21 protein-coding genes are annotated in these 17,267 nt (G+C 65.2%); 5 read left to right on the forward strand and 16 right to left on the reverse strand.

The features are described from left to right. Positions 1-50: 50 nt before the first annotated feature. Entirely contained in the window at positions 51-1,148 is a 1,098-nt protein-coding gene (locus ACIBW7_RS17475; RefSeq protein WP_397047310.1) for a 4Fe-4S binding protein, read from the forward strand. Here ACIBW7_RS17475 and ACIBW7_RS17480 read toward each other — a convergent pair. The 3 genes from ACIBW7_RS17480 to ACIBW7_RS17490 are packed head-to-tail and all read right to left on the reverse strand — an operon-like array spanning position 1,109 to position 3,977. After that, positions 1,109-2,020, reverse strand: a complete 912-nt coding sequence (locus ACIBW7_RS17480; RefSeq protein ID WP_397047312.1) for an SDR family NAD(P)-dependent oxidoreductase — start codon at positions 2,018-2,020, stop codon at positions 1,109-1,111. The two genes, ACIBW7_RS17475 and ACIBW7_RS17480, sit on opposite strands and share 40 nt — an antisense overlap. Before the next feature lie 26 nt (positions 2,021-2,046). Next, the gene (locus ACIBW7_RS17485; RefSeq protein WP_397047314.1) at positions 2,047-2,466 is read right to left on the reverse strand and encodes a hypothetical protein; all 420 of its coding nucleotides are present in this window, start codon (positions 2,464-2,466) and stop codon (positions 2,047-2,049) included. A gap of 50 nt (positions 2,467-2,516) precedes the next feature. Continuing rightward, a complete protein-coding gene (locus tag ACIBW7_RS17490; protein ID WP_397047316.1) occupies positions 2,517-3,977 on the reverse strand; it encodes an MFS transporter in 1,461 nt (486 codons plus the stop codon). Between the two features lie 90 nt (positions 3,978-4,067). On the opposite strand from ACIBW7_RS17490, the gene ACIBW7_RS17495 reads away from it, so the two are divergent. Both ACIBW7_RS17495 and ACIBW7_RS17500 read left to right on the forward strand, forming a co-directional pair. Then, positions 4,068-4,745, forward strand: a complete 678-nt coding sequence (locus tag ACIBW7_RS17495; RefSeq protein ID WP_397047318.1) for a TetR/AcrR family transcriptional regulator — start codon at positions 4,068-4,070, stop codon at positions 4,743-4,745. A gap of 25 nt (positions 4,746-4,770) precedes the next feature. After that, positions 4,771-5,784 (forward strand): zinc-binding dehydrogenase, encoded by a 1,014-nt coding sequence (locus ACIBW7_RS17500; RefSeq protein WP_397047320.1) that lies wholly within the window; start codon positions 4,771-4,773, stop codon positions 5,782-5,784. Here ACIBW7_RS17500 and ACIBW7_RS17505 read toward each other — a convergent pair. From ACIBW7_RS17505 to ACIBW7_RS17525, 5 genes are all read right to left on the reverse strand, one after another. Continuing rightward, positions 5,775-6,548, reverse strand: coding sequence for an ESX secretion-associated protein EspG (locus tag ACIBW7_RS17505; RefSeq protein WP_397047322.1), 774 nt, complete (start codon positions 6,546-6,548; stop codon positions 5,775-5,777). The two genes, ACIBW7_RS17500 and ACIBW7_RS17505, sit on opposite strands and share 10 nt — an antisense overlap. Then, the gene (locus ACIBW7_RS17510; protein WP_397047324.1) at positions 6,545-7,801 is read right to left on the reverse strand and encodes a hypothetical protein; all 1,257 of its coding nucleotides are present in this window, start codon (positions 7,799-7,801) and stop codon (positions 6,545-6,547) included. Before ACIBW7_RS17510 ends, ACIBW7_RS17505 begins: the two co-directional genes overlap by 4 nt. A 19-nt stretch (positions 7,802-7,820) precedes the next feature. Next, the gene (locus ACIBW7_RS17515; protein ID WP_397047326.1) at positions 7,821-8,186 is read right to left on the reverse strand and encodes a hypothetical protein; all 366 of its coding nucleotides are present in this window, start codon (positions 8,184-8,186) and stop codon (positions 7,821-7,823) included. A gap of 14 nt (positions 8,187-8,200) precedes the next feature. Then, positions 8,201-8,734, reverse strand: coding sequence for a DUF3558 domain-containing protein (locus tag ACIBW7_RS17520; protein ID WP_397047328.1), 534 nt, complete (start codon positions 8,732-8,734; stop codon positions 8,201-8,203). 164 nt (positions 8,735-8,898) lie between these two features. Further along, entirely contained in the window at positions 8,899-9,579 is a 681-nt protein-coding gene (locus ACIBW7_RS17525; protein ID WP_397047331.1) for an O-methyltransferase, read from the reverse strand. A gap of 156 nt (positions 9,580-9,735) precedes the next feature. Between ACIBW7_RS17525 and ACIBW7_RS17530 the strand changes: the two genes are divergently transcribed. After that, the gene (locus ACIBW7_RS17530; protein ID WP_397047333.1) at positions 9,736-9,948 is read left to right on the forward strand and encodes a hypothetical protein; all 213 of its coding nucleotides are present in this window, start codon (positions 9,736-9,738) and stop codon (positions 9,946-9,948) included. Positions 9,949-9,973: 25 nt separating this feature from the next. Here the strand turns inward: ACIBW7_RS17530 and ACIBW7_RS17535 are convergent, their stop codons facing one another. The 8 genes from ACIBW7_RS17535 to ACIBW7_RS17570 all read right to left on the reverse strand — a co-directional run bounded on the left by ACIBW7_RS17535 (position 9,974) and on the right by ACIBW7_RS17570 (position 16,037). After that, complete coding sequence (locus tag ACIBW7_RS17535) at positions 9,974-10,984, reverse strand: hypothetical protein (RefSeq protein WP_397047335.1); 1,011 nt, start codon at positions 10,982-10,984, stop codon at positions 9,974-9,976. Between the two features lie 4 nt (positions 10,985-10,988). Further along, positions 10,989-11,324: a type VII secretion target gene (locus ACIBW7_RS17540; RefSeq protein ID WP_397047337.1), complete on the reverse strand. Its 336-nt coding sequence runs from the start codon at positions 11,322-11,324 to the stop codon at positions 10,989-10,991. A 123-nt stretch (positions 11,325-11,447) separates the two neighbouring features. Beyond that, positions 11,448-11,993 (reverse strand): YbaB/EbfC family nucleoid-associated protein, encoded by a 546-nt coding sequence (locus ACIBW7_RS17545; protein WP_397047339.1) that lies wholly within the window; start codon positions 11,991-11,993, stop codon positions 11,448-11,450. A gap of 130 nt (positions 11,994-12,123) precedes the next feature. After that, positions 12,124-13,845 (reverse strand): urease subunit alpha, encoded by a 1,722-nt coding sequence (locus tag ACIBW7_RS17550; RefSeq protein WP_397047341.1) that lies wholly within the window; start codon positions 13,843-13,845, stop codon positions 12,124-12,126. Beyond that, positions 13,842-14,159: an urease subunit beta gene (locus tag ACIBW7_RS17555; protein WP_397047343.1), complete on the reverse strand. Its 318-nt coding sequence runs from the start codon at positions 14,157-14,159 to the stop codon at positions 13,842-13,844. Before ACIBW7_RS17555 ends, ACIBW7_RS17550 begins: the two co-directional genes overlap by 4 nt. A gap of 7 nt (positions 14,160-14,166) precedes the next feature. After that, complete coding sequence (locus tag ACIBW7_RS17560) at positions 14,167-14,469, reverse strand: urease subunit gamma (RefSeq protein WP_387292824.1); 303 nt, start codon at positions 14,467-14,469, stop codon at positions 14,167-14,169. Between the two features lie 67 nt (positions 14,470-14,536). Next, a complete protein-coding gene (locus ACIBW7_RS17565) occupies positions 14,537-14,935 on the reverse strand; it encodes a PaaI family thioesterase (RefSeq protein ID WP_397048154.1) in 399 nt (132 codons plus the stop codon). 388 nt (positions 14,936-15,323) lie between these two features. Continuing rightward, positions 15,324-16,037, reverse strand: a complete 714-nt coding sequence (locus ACIBW7_RS17570) for a hypothetical protein (protein WP_397047345.1) — start codon at positions 16,035-16,037, stop codon at positions 15,324-15,326. Between the two features lie 109 nt (positions 16,038-16,146). Between ACIBW7_RS17570 and ACIBW7_RS17575 the strand changes: the two genes are divergently transcribed. Further along, the gene (locus tag ACIBW7_RS17575) at positions 16,147-17,220 is read left to right on the forward strand and encodes a FecCD family ABC transporter permease (RefSeq protein WP_397047347.1); all 1,074 of its coding nucleotides are present in this window, start codon (positions 16,147-16,149) and stop codon (positions 17,218-17,220) included. The last annotated feature ends 47 nt before the right edge of the window (positions 17,221-17,267 follow it).

Here is a 17,267-nt window from a genome sequence, read left to right on the forward strand (position 1 = left end):
CGGTCTATCTTCCTGAGGCCGTGTCGGTCTCAGGGTTATGAGGAGGGCCGATGTCGGATCAGGAACCAACTGGACAGCGACGATTGGCGGAGCATCCGACCGTCAAGCGGATGACCGAAATGCCGCGCACAACACCGGATCCGGTGTTGAATGCGGCGCGGCTGCGCGAGCTCTGCCTCGCGGCCGGAGCCGACGATGTGGGCTTCGTACCGGTCGACGATCCGAGGGTGGCGGTCGAACTCGAGCATGCGCGCGAAATCCTGCCCTCCGCGCGCACATTCGTGACCTTCTGTGTCCGGATGAACCGGGACAACCTGCGCAGCACCATGCGCAGCCTGGCCAATACCGAATTCAACCACGCCGATGACGAGACCAACGAGGTGTCGCGCCGCATTACCAGGGCACTGCAGGATTCCGGGTACCGCGCCGTCTACCCCGCGCCCGGATATCCGATGGAGGTCGACAAGTTCCCGGGTCGGATCTGGGTGATCGCGCACAAGGTGGTGGCCGAAGCGGCCGGATTGGGCGTTATGGGTATCCACCGCAACGTGATTCACCCGAAGTTCGGCAATTTCATCCTGCTGGGCACGGTGGTCACCGATGCGGTGATCGACGAGCCGAGCGCCGCATTGGATTTCAATCCGTGTCTGGAATGCAAGCTGTGCGTATCGGCCTGTCCGGTCGGCGCGATCACCAATGACGGCGGCTTCGATTTCCAGGCCTGCTATACCCACAACTACCGAGAGTTCATGGGCGGCTTCACCGATTGGGCCGAAACCGTCGCCGACAGCGACAGCGCCGCCGAGTACCGCGAGCGCGTCACCACCGGCGAATCGTTCTCGATGTGGCAGAGCCTGTCGTTCAAACCCAATTACAAGGCCGGGTACTGCATGGCTGTCTGCCCGGCGGGCGAGGATGTGATCGGCGCCTACCTCGACGATCGCAAAACCCACCTCGACGATGTCGTGCGTCCGCTGCAGAACAAGGCCGAACCCGTCTACGTCCTGCCGGGATCGGCCGCGGAGGAGCACGTCACACGCCGATTCCCGACCAAGACGCCGAAGGCGGTGACCAATGGTTTCCCGGACGAGGTCAATGACCTGCTCGATCAGATAGGCCCGCGTCCGCGCCGGACCCGCGGCGTATAACGATCAGCGAGGAACGCGTGTTCCATGAAGCGCTGCGCCCGTCCTCGGGTCAGATCGGACCACGCCTGAACCCCCGGCGACCACCAGGGCGCGATCTTGCGTGGCTTGGCGGCCACCGCGTGACAGACCAGATCGGAGGCTTCGTCGACGGTAAGCCCGGGAACGCGGCTGAAGTCGGTCGGCGCGCTCATCCTGGTGTGCACGAGCGGCATGTAGATGGAGGTCGTCGTCACCTTGTCGGCGGCGATTTCCGCTGCGGCACTGCGCAACCAGATATCGAAGGCGGATTTGGAAGCACCGTAGGCGGCCCACCGCGGGGCGGGCGGCATGAGCACGCCCCAGGTGGAGATATTGACGATATGGCCCTGTTTGCGTTCGCGCATACTCGGCAGCAAGGTGAGCAGCAGCCGGACCGGCCCGAGATAGTTCACATCGATGGTGCGCGTGAAATCGTGGAAGCGGTCGTAGGATTCGTCGATCGAACGGCGAATCGACTTGCCCGCGTTATTGATCAGCACATCGATATGACCGTGCTCGGCGAGTAGATCGCGCCCGAGTTTTTCGACGGCGTCCATATCGGTCATATCCGTCGGGTACACGAGCGCGGTACCGCCCTCGGCGGTGATCTCGGCCGCCACCTGCTCCAGAGCGTCGACGGAGCGCGCAACCAGCAGCACGATCGCGCCGGCCGCGGCCAGTTTGCGCGCGCTCGCCTTGCCGATGCCGTGCGACGCGCCGGTCACCAGCACGGTCCGGTCCGCGACCTCCGCGCGCAGGGATTTCTCGCGCGGCCGGGAGGTCGGGTACAGCAGCCAGGACGCCACTCGCTCGGCGAGCGGGCGGCCATTGCTCGATTCGGGAGTGTCGTTCACCTCTCGACTGTATGCGCCGGCCTGCCCTATTCGCGATCATTTGCCGAGGTACGCAGGAGCTCGGGCAGATCCTGTCGGGGCAGGTAGGCCGCGATCCGCAGCCCGTCTTCGGCACGGCGCACCAGGAAGTCGCTGTAGACGTCGAGGGACCGTTCGCCGAGCGACAGCGCCCACCGGGCCGAGGTCAGCCAGCAGTGTCCACCCAGTTCGAAGGTGGTTTGCTCGACCAGCCGAGTGCGCGGCGCCGACCCCGCATCGAACTGGTCGGCCCGCGCACGGGCGCCGGCCACGAACTCCTCCCGGCTCACACAGCGACTCGATGTCGGGGTGGTCACCAGGATCACCGGTTCGAAAAGGCTTGGCAGTGCGGCGAAATCCGATGCCGCGACGATCTCGTCGTAGCTGCGGATGAAACCCTCGATCGAGGTGATGTCATGCGAAATCATGACATCTGATTATATCGCGAATCGCGGCCGAATCCGGGGAGGCGCGCCGGTCAGCGCCGGGGTGCGAATGCGGCGACCGCCGCCATCACCACCAACAGCAGCGCACCGACCGAGGTCGCGACATGCATTCCGGAGACGAAGGATTCGCGTGCGGAATCGATCAGAGCGGAATTGCCACCCGAATGCTGGATGGTCTCACCGAGCGTGTCCGCATAGTCGCCACCGGACCGGAAGACCAGTGCCGCAACCGAACCCAGCAGTGCGAGACCGAGCGCATTGCCCAATTCGAAACTGGTCTCGGAGATCCCGACCGCGGATCCGGCCCGCTCCGGCGGCACCGAGGACACCGCCACATCCGACACCAGGGTGAACGCCAAACCGTAACCGATGCCCGCAATCGTGGATCCCGCAAGGTACCAGGCGATTCCGCCGTCCACGCCGACCCCGATCAGCATCAGATTGCCGATGGCCGAGGCCAGCAGCGCCAGCACGAAGGTAGGACGCACTCCGAGCTTGTGTCCGACCCGCGCACCACCCATCGAGCACACGAACACGGCGATCGCCATCGGAATCCCGAGCAGCGCGGCCGCGAGCGGGTCACGGCCGGTCACTGATTGCAGGTAGACGCTGGTCAGATAGCTCATCGCGGCCAGCGACATCATGCCGACCAGGCTGGAGCCGATGGCGACCGAGAACTGTGCCCGCCGGAACAGTCGCAGATCCAGCAGCGGTTCGACCAGCTGCCGCTGCCGCCGCACGAAGGTCGCGAGCAGCACCGCACCGATGAGTCCGATCACGAGCGGCTCGATATCGAACCCTTCCGCAGCGATCTGTTTCACGGCGTACACCACCGGCAGAATGCCGCCGATCGACAGCAGCACACTCGGAATATCCAGCGGACCGACCACACCGACGCGATGTTCCGGCAGCACGAACGGACCGAAGGCGAGCAGGATCAGCAGCACCGGAATATTGATGAGGAATACCGAGCCCCACCAGAAGTGGTGCAGTAACAGGCCACCGAGGATCGGGCCGACCGCGGATCCGCCCGCGAAGAACGCGGTCCACACACCGATCGCGGCGGCGCGTTCGCGCGCATTCGGGAACAGACTGGAGATCAGCGCCAGACTCGACGGCAGCAGGGTCGCACCGCCCATACCCATCAGCGCTCGCGCGATGATCAACACCGCGGCACTCGGCGCGAAGGCCGCCATGATCGAGGCGATACCGAAGATCGACGCACCGGCCAGCAGAATATTGCGCCGCCCGATCCGGTCGCCGAGATTGCCCATGGTGATCAGCAGGCCCGCGATGAGGAAGCCGTAGATGTCGAGAATCCACAGCTGCTGCGCGGCCGACGGGTCGAGATCGAGGGTCAGCGTGGGCATGGCCAGGAACAGCACCGAGATGTCCATCGACACCAGCAGCACCGGCAGCAGCAATACCGCGAGACCGAGCCAAGCGCGCCGCGAACCGGTCGGCGCCGCCTGCGCGACCTCCACCTGTGTCATATCGATTTCCTCTCCGTGTCGCGTACGGCGTACGCATCAGTCCGGGTACAGTGTACGCATGCGGCCCCAAAACTGGAAGCGAGTCATGGGATGACCGAGCCGAAGCTCACCCGAGCGGCCATTGTCGACACCGCGATCGCCCTCGCCGACGAGGCGGGGCTCGACGGATTGTCCATGCGACATATCGCCGAGCAACTCGGTGTCGGGGCCATGTCGCTGTACCGGCACGTCGCGAACAAGGACGAACTGCTCGCGCTGATGACCGACGAGATCTCGGCCCGCAACCCGTATCCGTCGCCGGCGGGCAAGAACTGGACCTGGCGCGATCGGGTCCGCATTGCCGCCGAAATCGATTGGGCGCTCTACCAGAAGCATCCGTGGGTGCTGCTCACCTTCGCGATGCCCCGCTACAGCTTCGGCCCGCAGGGTCTGGCCTGTTTCGCATGGCTGGTCGAGGGGCTGCGCGAGCTCGATGTCTCGACCCGCGAGGCGTCCACCATGGCCTTCGCGGTGTGGAACTACATTTCCGGGGCCACGCTGCCGCATATCAGCGGTGCGCTGGTCGCGCGCAAGGGCATGAACCCGGAGGGCTCGAACGGACTGCGGGCGTTGCTGGAAGGAACCTCACAGCTGCCGATCCCGCCCGCGCTCGCCGATCTGAACGGAAGTGGTGTCAGCGACCTGACCTCGGAGGATCTGCTGTATATCGGATTGTCCGCGCTCTGCGACGGGTTCGAGGCACGGTGCTCGAGGTCCGCCACCGCTTGACCTGAACGGCACTTCAGGTTGCAGGGTGGGCTGGTTCGCCGACGAAATAGGAGCCACCGTGCACGCCATCCGCCTTCACACCTTCGGACCAGCCGAAAATCTGCGCTACGAAACAGTTCCCGATCCGGTGCCCGGACCGGGTGAGGTGCTCATCCGGGTCGCGGCGGCGGGCGTGCATTTGATCGATACGGCCTTGCGTCGCGGTGCGGCCGGTCCCTATCCGCCGCCCACGTTGCCGACGATCCCGGGGCGCGAAGTCGCCGGGACCGTGGACCAGATCGGACCCGACGTCGATGCGTCCTGGCTCGGTAAGCTGGCCGTCGCGCATCTCGGCCAGAGGCCCGGTGGCTACGCCGAGTTGGCCGTCACGGAAACGGCTCGGCTGCACGAGATTCCGGCCGAACTCGATCCGGCGGAGGCGGTCGCGATCGTCGGCACCGGGCGAACGACCATGGGGATTCTGTTGTTCACCGAACTCGGCCCCGACAGCGTTGTGGTGATAACCGCCGCGGCGGGGGGAATCGGGACACTGTTGGTTCAGCATGCGAGGAATGTCGGCGCGACGGTCGTCGGGCTGGCCGGTGGACCCGCGAAAGTCGAACTGGTGCAACGCAATGGCGCGAATATCGCGATCGACTACCTCCGTCCCGACTGGCCCGAGCAGGTGCGTGCCCAACTCGGCGACCGCAGGGCCACTGTGCTGTTCGACGGTGTCGGCGGCGAAATAAGCCGCACCGCAATCGATCTGCTCGGCAAGGGCGGTCAGCATCTGATCTACGGCGCGGCCGGCAGTGCTCCGCTATCGCTGTCGGAGCAGGAGTTGGCTTCGCGCGGCATCACCTCCGAGATGGTCGTCGGACCCCGCATGCTCCAGCGTGTCGGCGGCGATCTGCGCCCGCTGGAGGATAAGGCCATGGCCGAGGCCGCAGCCGGTCGGCTGCGGCCCGCGGTCCAGCGTTTCGCGCTTGCCGATGCGGCCGACGCGCACCGCGCGCTCGAGTCGCGCGGCACCGTCGGGAAGGTGGTGCTTCAGGCGTAGGAGCGGTAGCCCGGGTCGTTCTCCTCTCGGAACCCCTCGACCGTTGCGCGCATGGCTCGGTCGAGGTTGTCCGTGATGACCAGCGCGTCCGCGGGGACGGCGCTGATGGTGCCGCCACTGCGCACCAGATAGCGGCCGTCCGGGTAGTCCATGACATGGAAGCCGCGTGCGGGTGCGGGCCGGTTGTCCCAGGCCGCACCCGCATACACCGCGACATGCACGACATTGGGACGCGGCCGTTCGAAGAACTGGGCGGCCTCCTGACGCGGTGAGCGCGAACCCACGTAATACGGGCGGTCGTCATCCGCGCCGTCCTCGAGATCGTGGCGCGAAACCTCCAGCCCGGGTCCGCTGCCGCGCCGCCCGGGCGGCAGCAGATCCGCCACCCGGCGCGAAACATAGTCGGCATCCATCATCGACATGTGTACCGCCCCACCGCGATCCGGATCATCGGTGGGCTCCTGCCGCAGCCAAACCGCGTGCTGATGCCGAACCGCGACATGCACCCGCAGCTTGGTCTTGCCCAAGAATCCGGCGACCTGGATGCGCGCCTCGGGCTGTGCGAGAATACCGAGCGCGGAGCGCAGCCAGTCGTCGAGTTGGCGGTGCAGGGCGCCCGCCTCGTCCTTCCACGCCTGGTCGTATTCGGCCAAGGTCCGTTCGGTGGAGCGGTACTGCAGCGGATACGGCAGTACATCGCGTTCCATCGCCCGCCACAGCACCTTGAAGCCGAGCGGAGTAAAAGTCCAGTCCCGCACGGTCATTCGCCGATCACCGGCGGCACCGTCTTCACCCGATGCGCCTCGTCGAGACCGGTGAGCTCCTCACCGTTCTGCTGATTCACCAGGTATTCCTTAGACTTCGACTCCTTTTCGTCATCCTTGCCGCCGCCGCGGGAACCCGGCATGCCCATACCCGACATACCCGAACGGCCGGTGCTGCCGCTGGAAGTGGACGTGCCGGAGGTGCCGGAGGTGGTGACGACCGGCGGGAGGTTGAGGGTTTTACCCGGGGATGGCGTGCCCGTGGACGGGGTGCCCGTGCTGGTGCCGGGAGTGCCGGTGCTGAGGCTCGGAGTGGTCCCGGTGGGAGTCGTCGAGGTCGGAACGGTTGGTGTGTCGGTGGTGGTCGGCGTGGTCGAGGTGTTGGTCGCGCTGGGGCTGGTGCTCGAGGTGTCATCCGTCGTGGACGGGGTGGTGCTCCCTGGGTTTTCGGTGCCGGTGTTACCCGTCTTCGTCGGGTCCGTCCCAGCGGTGGGGCTCTTCGACTGGTCCTTACCCGGCGTTTTGCCGCCGGAATCGTCACCGGGTTTCTTCGTCGTGTCGTCGGGTTTGTAGACGGGGTTGTACGGCTTGGGCACCAGCGGGACACCGGTATCGGCCTCGCGCACCGACGGATAGAAGACGTTCTTGACCGTGTTCTCGGCGGCCGAGTTGTACTGCTCGTCGCGATGGCTGTTGATATTCCAGGTCGGACCCGGAATCCAGCTGGCAATGTTGCTGGTGATGGTGTGATCGGGCGCTTCCTGCACATTGGCCGTGGTGAGCTCGATCCCGGAACGGACGAGCTTCACCTTCTCAGCGACCAACTGCACCGACCCGACCAGACCGGCCGACTTGTCGACATACTCCTTGATACCGTCAGACGCCGACTTGGCCGAGGCACCGTTCCACTTGCCGTCCATCGCCTTCAGGATTTCCGGCTGGAAATTCTTCAGACCGTCGTCCAGTGCGTTCTTCATGGCATTCCACCGCTGCTCGAGCCCCTTGACATCGGTCACCGACATCGCCGAAACCCGACCGTACAGATCGTCCAACTGATCCGGGTTCACATATGCGGATTCGGGCACCTTCGAAGGCTGCGATTGCAGACCGAGCCCGGCACTCTCGATTTCCTTGATCCGATTCCGCGCCTGCGTCGCATCCGCACTCTCGTCCCGAGACGACGAACTGGGCGGACCGGACTTGCTCCACTCGTACAGCGCGATACCGATTTCCGGAAGAATTGGAAATACCACGGCTGTTCCCCCGTTCTTTTCAGTTTTTGAAGAGCTTCGAGTAGGACTCGTCCTGCGCCTCGAGCTTGTCCACGGACTTTTGGATGGTGTCGCGGATGAGGGTTACTACCTCGATGTGCTCTTTGAGCGCGGTGTCGACGTCGCCGTCGGCGCCGATCGCCTTCGCCCCCAGCATCTCAGCCAGTGCCTCGGAGCAATCGAAACGTCCGAGGCCAGTCACGCGGCTCATAATCTTCAGGTCGTTGCGCAGCGTGGTATAGAGATCGATCTGACGGTTACATACGTCGCGGCAGCTCTTGGCAACGGACGGGTCCAGATATAGCCGACCGGCTTCCGCCTCCCCGGACAGGTACTGCCAGCGCGTCTTTTCTTCTTGCATGGACACGGTTACCCCCTGATTCAACGCGGAAAGAGCGGAACAAGCGTGTCGGCTGCCACCACCGCTTGGTCGCATGCCACGACCGGCTTGTTCGGCGAAGCTTTGAATACGGAGATCTGCAGTGCACCCTGTGCGGCTGGGAAAACCAAGTCGCAGTCCTCATCGTCCTTGTCGTTGGCCGTATGGAAGCGGAAGCCATCACGCCCTTGCACCTTGATGCCAACGAAGTCGACGTTCTCCTTCTTCTTTTTGTACTCATCAACGTTGTGGATCGTGGAATACACGGTAACGGTGTAATCCCACAGCGACGGGGCGCTGTTCCACGCGCAGACTTTCCAACCTGGTTCCTCGACGCCCGCCACACCAGACTTCTTCGTGGACGGAACAACCCCGACCTTCTGCAGCACCTGATCCGAAACCTGCGTGCACGGATCCCACAGTGCCGCAGTCGCAGCCGAGGTACCCGCAGCTCCGGAACTCGGCGTGGCCGTCCCGCCCTTCGTCGATCCGCAGCCGGTCGCCACCAACAGCGCCCCCACCGCCACCACGGTCATCGTCGTCCGTCGTCCCACCAAGGCCTCCCGTTCCAGCCATCACACGTCGCTCGAAGTCTATGACGCACCCCGCCGCTGTTCGGTTCCATCCAATCACGCCAATCCGCCGCCCCCACGCCCGGATCACCGGCGAAATCGCGCACCGGAGATCCGAGCTGCCGTATTCAGTCGAGGGCCTCACCGTTGACCACGGCGTAGGCGAAACCGTCCCAGCCCTTGCTGCCGACGGTTTGCACAATGGTGGCGTCGAGGCTTGGCTCGGCGGCGAGCAGGTCCACCAGATCGCGGCTGGCCTGGACCGCCGGATCGTCCGAATGGTCGTCGGCGACAGCGCCATTGCGCACGACGTTGTCGACGATGATCACCGAGCCGGGCCGGGTCAGGCGCAGCGCCCAGAGCACGTAGTTCGAATTGTTGACCTTGTCGGCGTCGATGAACACCAGATCGAACGGCTCCGGATCCTCCTCCGCCAGTACGGGCAGACTGTCCAGCGCAGCACCCACCCGGATCTCGACCCGGTCCCCGACCTCGGCCCGATCCAGATTCTCCCGCGCCACCCGTGCGTGCCGCGGCTCGAATTCCAGGGTGATGACCTGGCCGTCCTTACCCACTGCCCGCGCCAACCAGATCGTGCTGTAACCGCCGAGCGTGCCGATCTCGAGCACCCTCCGTGCCCCGATCGACCGCGCTATCAAATGCAGGAACTTGCCTTGCGCCGGCGATACGTCGATGGCGGGTAGTCCGGCCGCCGCATTCGCGGCCAATGCCGTCGCGGTCGAATCCTCGCCTCCCACCAGAGAGTCCACGATATAGCTGTCCACGTCGGCCCACTCGAACGTCGTCATGCCATGAAGTCTGCCACCGGGTGCCCGGATAGCGCCGAATCCGAGGAGCCGACACCCGTGTTCCCCGAAACCTTGTGGGCCACACCGCCCACCCAGTGGCGTGCCCAAGAACTGAGACCAAGCCGTATCACTTTCACCGCGGATGAGGGAGCGCTCATGGAGACCCGCCGAACTGGTTGGCGCGCAACCTATATCGACACCCGCCCCCAATCCATCGGGCACGACATGTGTGCGCCGGCCGGAATCCGCTGGTTCGGCCCCGTCGTCGCCACCGAAACCCTGGTCCCCCACCACCCCACCCTCGAAGGCATGCGCGGCGTCGCCGATATCATCACCCAGGCCATCCGGTCATCCGGAGCTCTGCACTGAATCGATACGAAACCGCTTGGGGCTGTTACGCTTTCGCCGCCTCTACCTCGATCTGAGTGACCGCGGTGACAATTTTGATCATTTCACGGAGCAATGCGCCCAGGCTGATCAGCGCGGTGGTCAGTTTGAGCAGCATTCGGGAAACGCTCATGGTCGCCGTCGAGATTTCGAATACCGCACGGGCAATGAGCGCCGGTGATGCGGTGCCGGCGGATGCGATGAGAATGGCGGCGATCTCGACCAGAATTCCGGCCAGGCTGTTCAAGATCTCGGTGACGATGCCGCGAACCCCGTCCACGAGCTCACCCATCTTCTTGTTCACCTTGCTCAGCGAATTGGCGAGCGCGGCCTGGGTAGCGATCGACGCCATATGTGCGTCGGCCTTCGCCCGATAGGCGTTCGCGGCGGCACCGGTCCACGCCGCGGTGCCCTGCTTCACCTCGGTCGACCAGGTCGCCGCGACCTCCTTCAGTCGCTCCGAAATGTTCTCCCAGGAGTCGGAGTAGGCCGACACCATATCGGGATTACCGCCCAGTGAGTCGAGCGATTTCCGCATCGGCTCGACATGTTCGAGCATCCACCCCATGAGTAGCCCGCCGACGAAGTTGAACGGGTCGAATATCGCGAGAGCTCTGCCGTTGACCAGATCCGAGCCGATACTCGCGAGCTCTTTGACGTCGGCGGCGGCCGCCCACGCCTTCATGGCGCCCTCGTAGAGATTCTGGCCGGTGTCCTCGCCACTGAGCGCCAGTTTGAACTTGTGGCCCGCTTCGAACGCGTCGCCGACGGATGTGCCGGCGAGGATGCCCGCGTCGGCGTCTTCGGTCTCGCCGTCTTCCCCCTTCTTCGCTCCCTCGGGCAACCCGAGTTTCCGGAAGACGGTCGCGTCCTCCTGGTAGTACTCCTCGCGGTAGTCGACACCGTTTTCGAGCAACTCGTTGTCCGGGCGCGCATCGTCGTCGAAATTGTCCAGTTGCCCGGGCAGGGGCGGCGCATCTTCGTTGAGGAACTTGCCGACCGAATTCTCGTACGCCATTCGACTACACCTGCTGTTCGAGCTGCTCGCGCTGACGATCCGTACCGTCGGCTCGACTCTGATCGACGTTCTCGAAAGAGTCCGCGGCGAAACGAAGTTTGCGTGGCAGCGATTCGGTCTCCTCGGTCAACGTGCGCAGGCTCTCGGTGATCCGGTCGTGCAGTGGATTCAAAACCGACTTGGCGTACGGCCCCACCAGCAATCCGTATCCGTCATCCGCCTGAGCCAGATAGTCGGCGGCTGCGCGGGACAACGGCACACCCTCGATCGCCCGCTCCACCTTCTGCGCATGATCGCGCAGCTGATCCGGGTCGACGTTCACCCCATCTGAATTGCCCATATCGTCCTCACTCGCCGTACCTCGGATTCGCGCCGTCGAATGACGGCCCTCTGACTAGGACGCTCCCACCGCACATCCGGTTCCATCTGATCCGAATGGAACAGGTCGTTCGGCTCGAGCGCCCTACTCCAGCCAGGACTTGCGCTGGTAGTACAGATCCTCTTCGGTCGGCTCGTCGGGCACGACGATGTCATCGCGATTGGGCTTGCGCGTTCCCGATGGCGGCGGCTCGGACTGGAAGCTGGTGGGCGGTGGGCTGTACACCGGCGGCTCGGGCGCCCGGGTAGGAACGGGATCGACGTCCGGGAAGCGATCGGTGTATTGGCCGATGATCGCCGCACCGGCGTCGTCGTCGCCGACCGCATCGTGCACCATGTTCGTGACCTGATTGCGTAGTTTCGCCTGCGCGCGCCGCATACAGGACATGATCTCGCCGGAGATGACGGCTGGGTCCATGCCACGTGCCGCCGACGACAGCTTGATATCGGTGGGTACACCGTTGGCGTCGACGGTTACGGAGATCCGGTTGTCACTCGACGTTTCGGTTACCGTCACGGTGGCCATGCGGCCGTGCAGGCTCTGATACTGCTGAGCCTTGCGCTCGAGGTTCTCGGCCCACTTGGCGAGTTCATCCGCCGCCTGACCTGGGTCACCGCTCAGCAACTTCATCCCCTTCGCATCGTGGCACCTACGGTAGTGCCGTCTTCCGGGGTCACGAATGCTCCGCCCCCCAACGCCGGGACCGACCTTACGATGTCGAGCCGTCGCCCGGCAACCAGACCTTCCCCCGCACCGGCAATCAGAACAGGAAGTAGCGCTGGGCCATGGGCAATTCGGTGGCGGGCTGCTCGGTCCAGACCTCGCCGTCGATGCGCACGGTGAAGGTGTCCGGATCTACTTCGATCCGTGGCATGGCGTCATTGTTCGGCATATCCGCCTTGGTGACGCGACGAACGTTCTTGACGGGAGCCAGTTTTCGGCGCAGCGCCAAGCGGTCGGCGAGGCCGTCCTCGATGGCTTGTTCGGAGACGAAGTGCACCGAGGTGGCGGCGGCGGCCAGTGGTGCGGCACCGAACATGGGGCGCGGCAGCACCGGCTGCGGGGTGGGGATGGAGGCGTTGGCGTCGCCCATTGCGGCCCAGGCGATCGCGCCGCCCTTGAGGGCGGCATGTGGGCGGACACCGAAGAACGCCGGATCCCACAGCACGAGGTCGGCGAGCTTGCCCACCTCCACCGAACCGATTTCGTGGTCGAGTCCGTGGGCAATGGCCGGGCAGATGGTGTATTTCGCGATGTAGCGCCGCACGCGGGCGTTATCGGCGGCGCCGTCGCCGGCCAGCGCGCCGCGGCGGCGCTTCATGACGTGCGCGGTCTGCCAGGTGCGCATGACGACTTCGCCGATGCGGCCCATGGCCTGGGAGTCGCTGCCGATCATGGAAATCGCGCCGAGATCGTGCAGCAGATCCTCCGCGGCGATGGTGGAGGGCCGAATTCGACTCTCCGCGAAGGCGAGATCCTCCGGGATGGACGCGCTGAGGTGGTGGCACACCATGAGCATGTCCAGGTGCTCGTCCAGGGTATTGACGGTATGCGGACGGGTCGGGTTGGTCGAGCTGGGTAGCACATTGAGATGTGCAGCGACGGTGATGATGTCGGGTGCGTGCCCGCCGCCCGCGCCCTCGGTGTGATACGCGTGGATGCCGCGGCCCGCGATGGCGCCGAGCGTGTCCTCGACGAATCCGGCTTCGTTCAAGGTGTCCGAGTGCAGCGCCACTTGCACACCCGCCGCATCCGCGACGGTGAGACAGGCATCGATGGCGGCCGGGGTGGAACCCCAGTCCTCGTGCAGCTTGAAACCCGCCGCGCCACCGCGCAATTGCTCCCACATGGATTCGGCGCTGACGGTATTGCCCTTGCCCAGCAACACGATATTCATCGGCCAGGCGTCGGTGGCCTCCAACATCCGGGCCAGATGCCAGGATCCGGGTGTCACGGTGGTCGCCTTGCTGCCCTCGGCCGGGCCGGTGCCGCCGCCGATCAATGTGGTGATGCCGCCGCCGAGTGCCTCGTCCATCAGCTGCGGACAGATGAAGTGCACATGACAGTCGATGGCGCCCGCGGTGAGGATTCGGCCGTTGCCCGCGATGATCTCGGTATTCGGGCCGACCACCAGATCCGGATGCACTCCGTTCATGGTGTCCGGATTGCCCGCCTTGCCGATCGCACTGATGCGGCCGTCGCGAATTCCCACGTCGGCCTTGATGATTCCCCAGTGATCGATGATGACCACGCCGGTGATCACGGTATCGGGGGTGCCATCGGCGCGGGTCGCGCGCGCCTGGCCCATGGATTCGCGCAGCACCTTGCCGCCGCCGAAGACGGCCTCATCGCCCGCAAGTCCCGGGCCGCCGCTGCGGTCTTCGGTGATCTCGATCAGCAGATCGGTATCCGCCAGACGAATTCGGTCGCCGGTGGTCGGACCGAACAGCTCGGCGTAGCGGGCCCGGCTCAGCTCACTCATGACGCACCGTCCAAACGTCCGGGGGGATTCAGACTGATACCGTGCACCTCGCGCGCCCCGCCGAGCGGAATCAGCGACACCCGTTGGCCGAGACCGGGTTCGAAGCGCACCGCGGTACCGGCGGGAATATCGAGCCGACGTCCGTGCGCGGCCTCTCGATCGAAGCGCAGCACGGCATTGGCCTGCGGGAAATGCACATGGCTGCCGACCTGGACGGGTCGGTCGCCGGTATTCACGACGTCGAGTTCGATGCGGTCCGCTCCCGCATTCAGCTCGATAGTGCCCTCGGCGCAGAGGTATTCACCCGGAATCATGGTCGCCCTAGCCGATCGGATGGTGGACGGTGACCAGCTTGGTGCCGTCCGGGAACGTGGCCTCGACCTGTACGTCGTGGATCATCTCCGGCACCCCGTCCATCACATCGGCACGCGTGAGGACCGTTCGCCCCGAAGACATCAGCTCCGCGACCGTGCGCCCGTCGCGCGCACCCTCGAGCACATGATCGGTGATCAGCGCGACCGCCTCCGGATGGTTCAGCTTGAGCCCGCGCGCCTGCCTGCGCCGGGCCAGTTCGGCCGCGTAGCTCAGCAGCAGCCGTTCCTGCTCGTGCGGCGACAGTCGCATCCGGGCTCCTCAGCGCTCATGGATCGGGGTGACGGTAATTCTGGCACGCCCGTTCCGGGAGCGCCGATCAGTCCCGGGCGGGCAGGTTCTGCAGCCGCACCTGGCCGCGCGCCACGGTGCGCCCCTCGCCATCGGTCAGCACAACCTGCCACAGCTGCTGCAGACGGCCGCGATGCAGCGGCGTCGCCTCGCCGAAGACCTTGCCCTCGCGGACCGAGCGCAGGAAGTCGGTGTTGTTGTTCACCCCGACCACGGTGCCCTTATTGCCCTGGGCGTTGTACCAGACTCCACCGCCGACGCTGGCCAGCGTTTCGACGACCGTGCAGTACACGCCACCGTTGACAATGCCGGCCAGCTGCAGCAACTGCGGCCCCGCGGTCAACTCACCACGCACCCGATCCGGCGTGACCTCGGTGAATTCGAGGCCGATCAGATCGGTGAAGGTGTTCTTGCTGAGGTCGGTCATCAGCTCGGGCGTCACGTCGGCCAGCGACTCGATCTGGGCAACTTCCTGCTGTGTCATGCATTCACCTTGACACAGAGCGTCCCGGCCCTCGCACGACGGCTACTTCCCTGCGTTCGCTCGCCGAGACAGAGCGGCGGGCTCCACACGCACATGGAGCCCGCCGCGGCAGTGGATCGGGGGTTCACGGCAGCCCTCCGGAACACTCGGCCGATCCCAACGCCGAGCTAAGTATAGGTCAGGCTTACCTAAGTAGGCAACTCTTGACATATCGAAGACTGCTCGCAGGAACACACCGGTCAAGGCCATGCGGACTACCGGACACCTTCTGCCGGAACTCATTCCACGCTCGACGAGTACGGACCCGGCACCCGGGCATGACCGGCGACAACTATCGAACCACGCAACCCACGACGCGTCGCACGGGCAAACCGCGCTCTTCCAGCGTCGACAGCAACCCCTCACCCCGGCGCGCACCGACCAGCGAATCCGTCCGCGCCAGATCCGGCACGTAAGTGGCCGCGCCCACAATGGATTCACCGACCAGCGACCAGAACCGGCGCTCACCGAGCCCCGCGCAACCCGCCAATGTCCGCTGGATCAACCGCAGCGACGGCTCACACCTATGCGCGAGCCACACGTACATGGCCCGCTCGCACGGCAACGTGACCACCCCGGCCTCCCCCGCAAGCCGATCACCGTCGAGCACGCGAATCGTGGTGTCCGCCAAGCCCGCCCAGTCTATGCCGCCGTCGTTGTCGGTATGAAGCCACAGATTCTCCAGACCCGGATCCCAGACCCGACCCTCGGCCACCAGCAGCGCGACCACCCGGCCGATCACCGCGTGGATCAAAGCGGTGGCGACTACCTCGGCAGCGGTGTCGGCGCTGATCATCTCCGCGGCGTGCCGCCGATACATCAGTTCGATCCGGCCCTCGCGCAATCCGTCGGCCAGCCGCCACCAGCGTCGTTTGCCCTGCTCGGACATGGCGGCCACCGCATATACCCGCGGATGTTCGGGTTGCAACGAGCGCAACCGGGCACAGGCCCTACCGAATGCCACCTGGGACTGGCGAGGCATGTAGGTCGTGACTGGCTCGGACATCGAACCTCCTCGGGTCGGCTCCGTGATGGGTCGGATTGAAAAGATAGGTTAGGCTTACCAGACTTAACAACTGGAACACCACATATCGAGTCAGGAGTAGTTCGTCGCCGTGACGGCATCAGGCACCATCGCACCGGGGGCGCGACGAACGAATACGGCGCGCCGTCGCCGGCGCGGACTCGTCGCGTTGACCGCACTGCTCCTCATCGCCACCGTGGCCAGCATCGCCATCGGCACTCGATCACTGTCCCCCGGCACCGTCTACGACGCCGTGCACAATGCCTTCAGCTGCCCGGGCGGGCCGTTCACCTGTCCGGCCGGGTCGACCGCGGAGGAGATCGTGCGCGGACTCCGCTTGCCGCGCACCGCACTTGGGCTGGTCACCGGGCTTGCCCTCGGCATCGCGGGCGCGCTGATCCAGGGCTATACCCGCAACCCGCTCGCCGACGCGGGCCTGCTCGGCTTGAACGCCGGCGCGGCCTTCCTTGCAGCACTGAGCATCTACCTGTTCGCGCTGACCGCACCCGAGCAGTACATCTGGTTCGCCTTCGCGGGGGCGCTGATCGCCGGGCTGGTGGTGTTCGGCGTGTCCGCGATCGGCGGCGGCAAGGCGAGTCCGCTCAGCCTGGTGCTGGCCGGCGCCGCGGTGACCGCATTTCTGCAGGCGATGACGAATGCCGTTGTCCTCATGGACAACACTGCGCTGGACACCTACCGATTCTGGGTGGTCGGCACGGTGAACGGGCGCGATGCCGAGGTGTTCTGGCAGGTGCTGCCGTTCTTGGCGATCGGCGTTGCGCTGGCCGTCGCGGCTGCGCCCGGCCTGAATCTGCTGAGCCTAGGTGACGAGGTCGCGCGCGGACTCGGGGTGCATATCGGACGCAACCGTGCGCTCGGCCTGGCGGCGATCGTATTGCTGTGCGGTGCCGCGACAGCGGCGGTCGGCCCGATCGCATTCATCGGATTGATAGTGCCGCATGTCGCAAGGGTTTTCACCGGTCCCGACTATCGCTGGCTGATCCCGTACTCCGGACTGCTCGGTGCATTGCTGCTGCTCGTCGCCGATATGGTCGGGCGAATTGTGGCGCGACCGGGCGAATTACAGGTCGGCGTGATGATCTCGGCCCTGGGTGCACCGTTCTTCATCCTGCTCGTTCGTCGCAAGAGGTTGGTGAGCCTGTGAGGGAGATGTCACAGCGATCGCCGCGCACGAATTCGCGGGCCACCGGG

The sequence above is a fragment of the Nocardia sp. NPDC049526 genome (assembly GCF_044465765.1).
In the GTDB taxonomy this organism is placed as follows: domain Bacteria; phylum Actinomycetota; class Actinomycetes; order Mycobacteriales; family Mycobacteriaceae; genus Nocardia.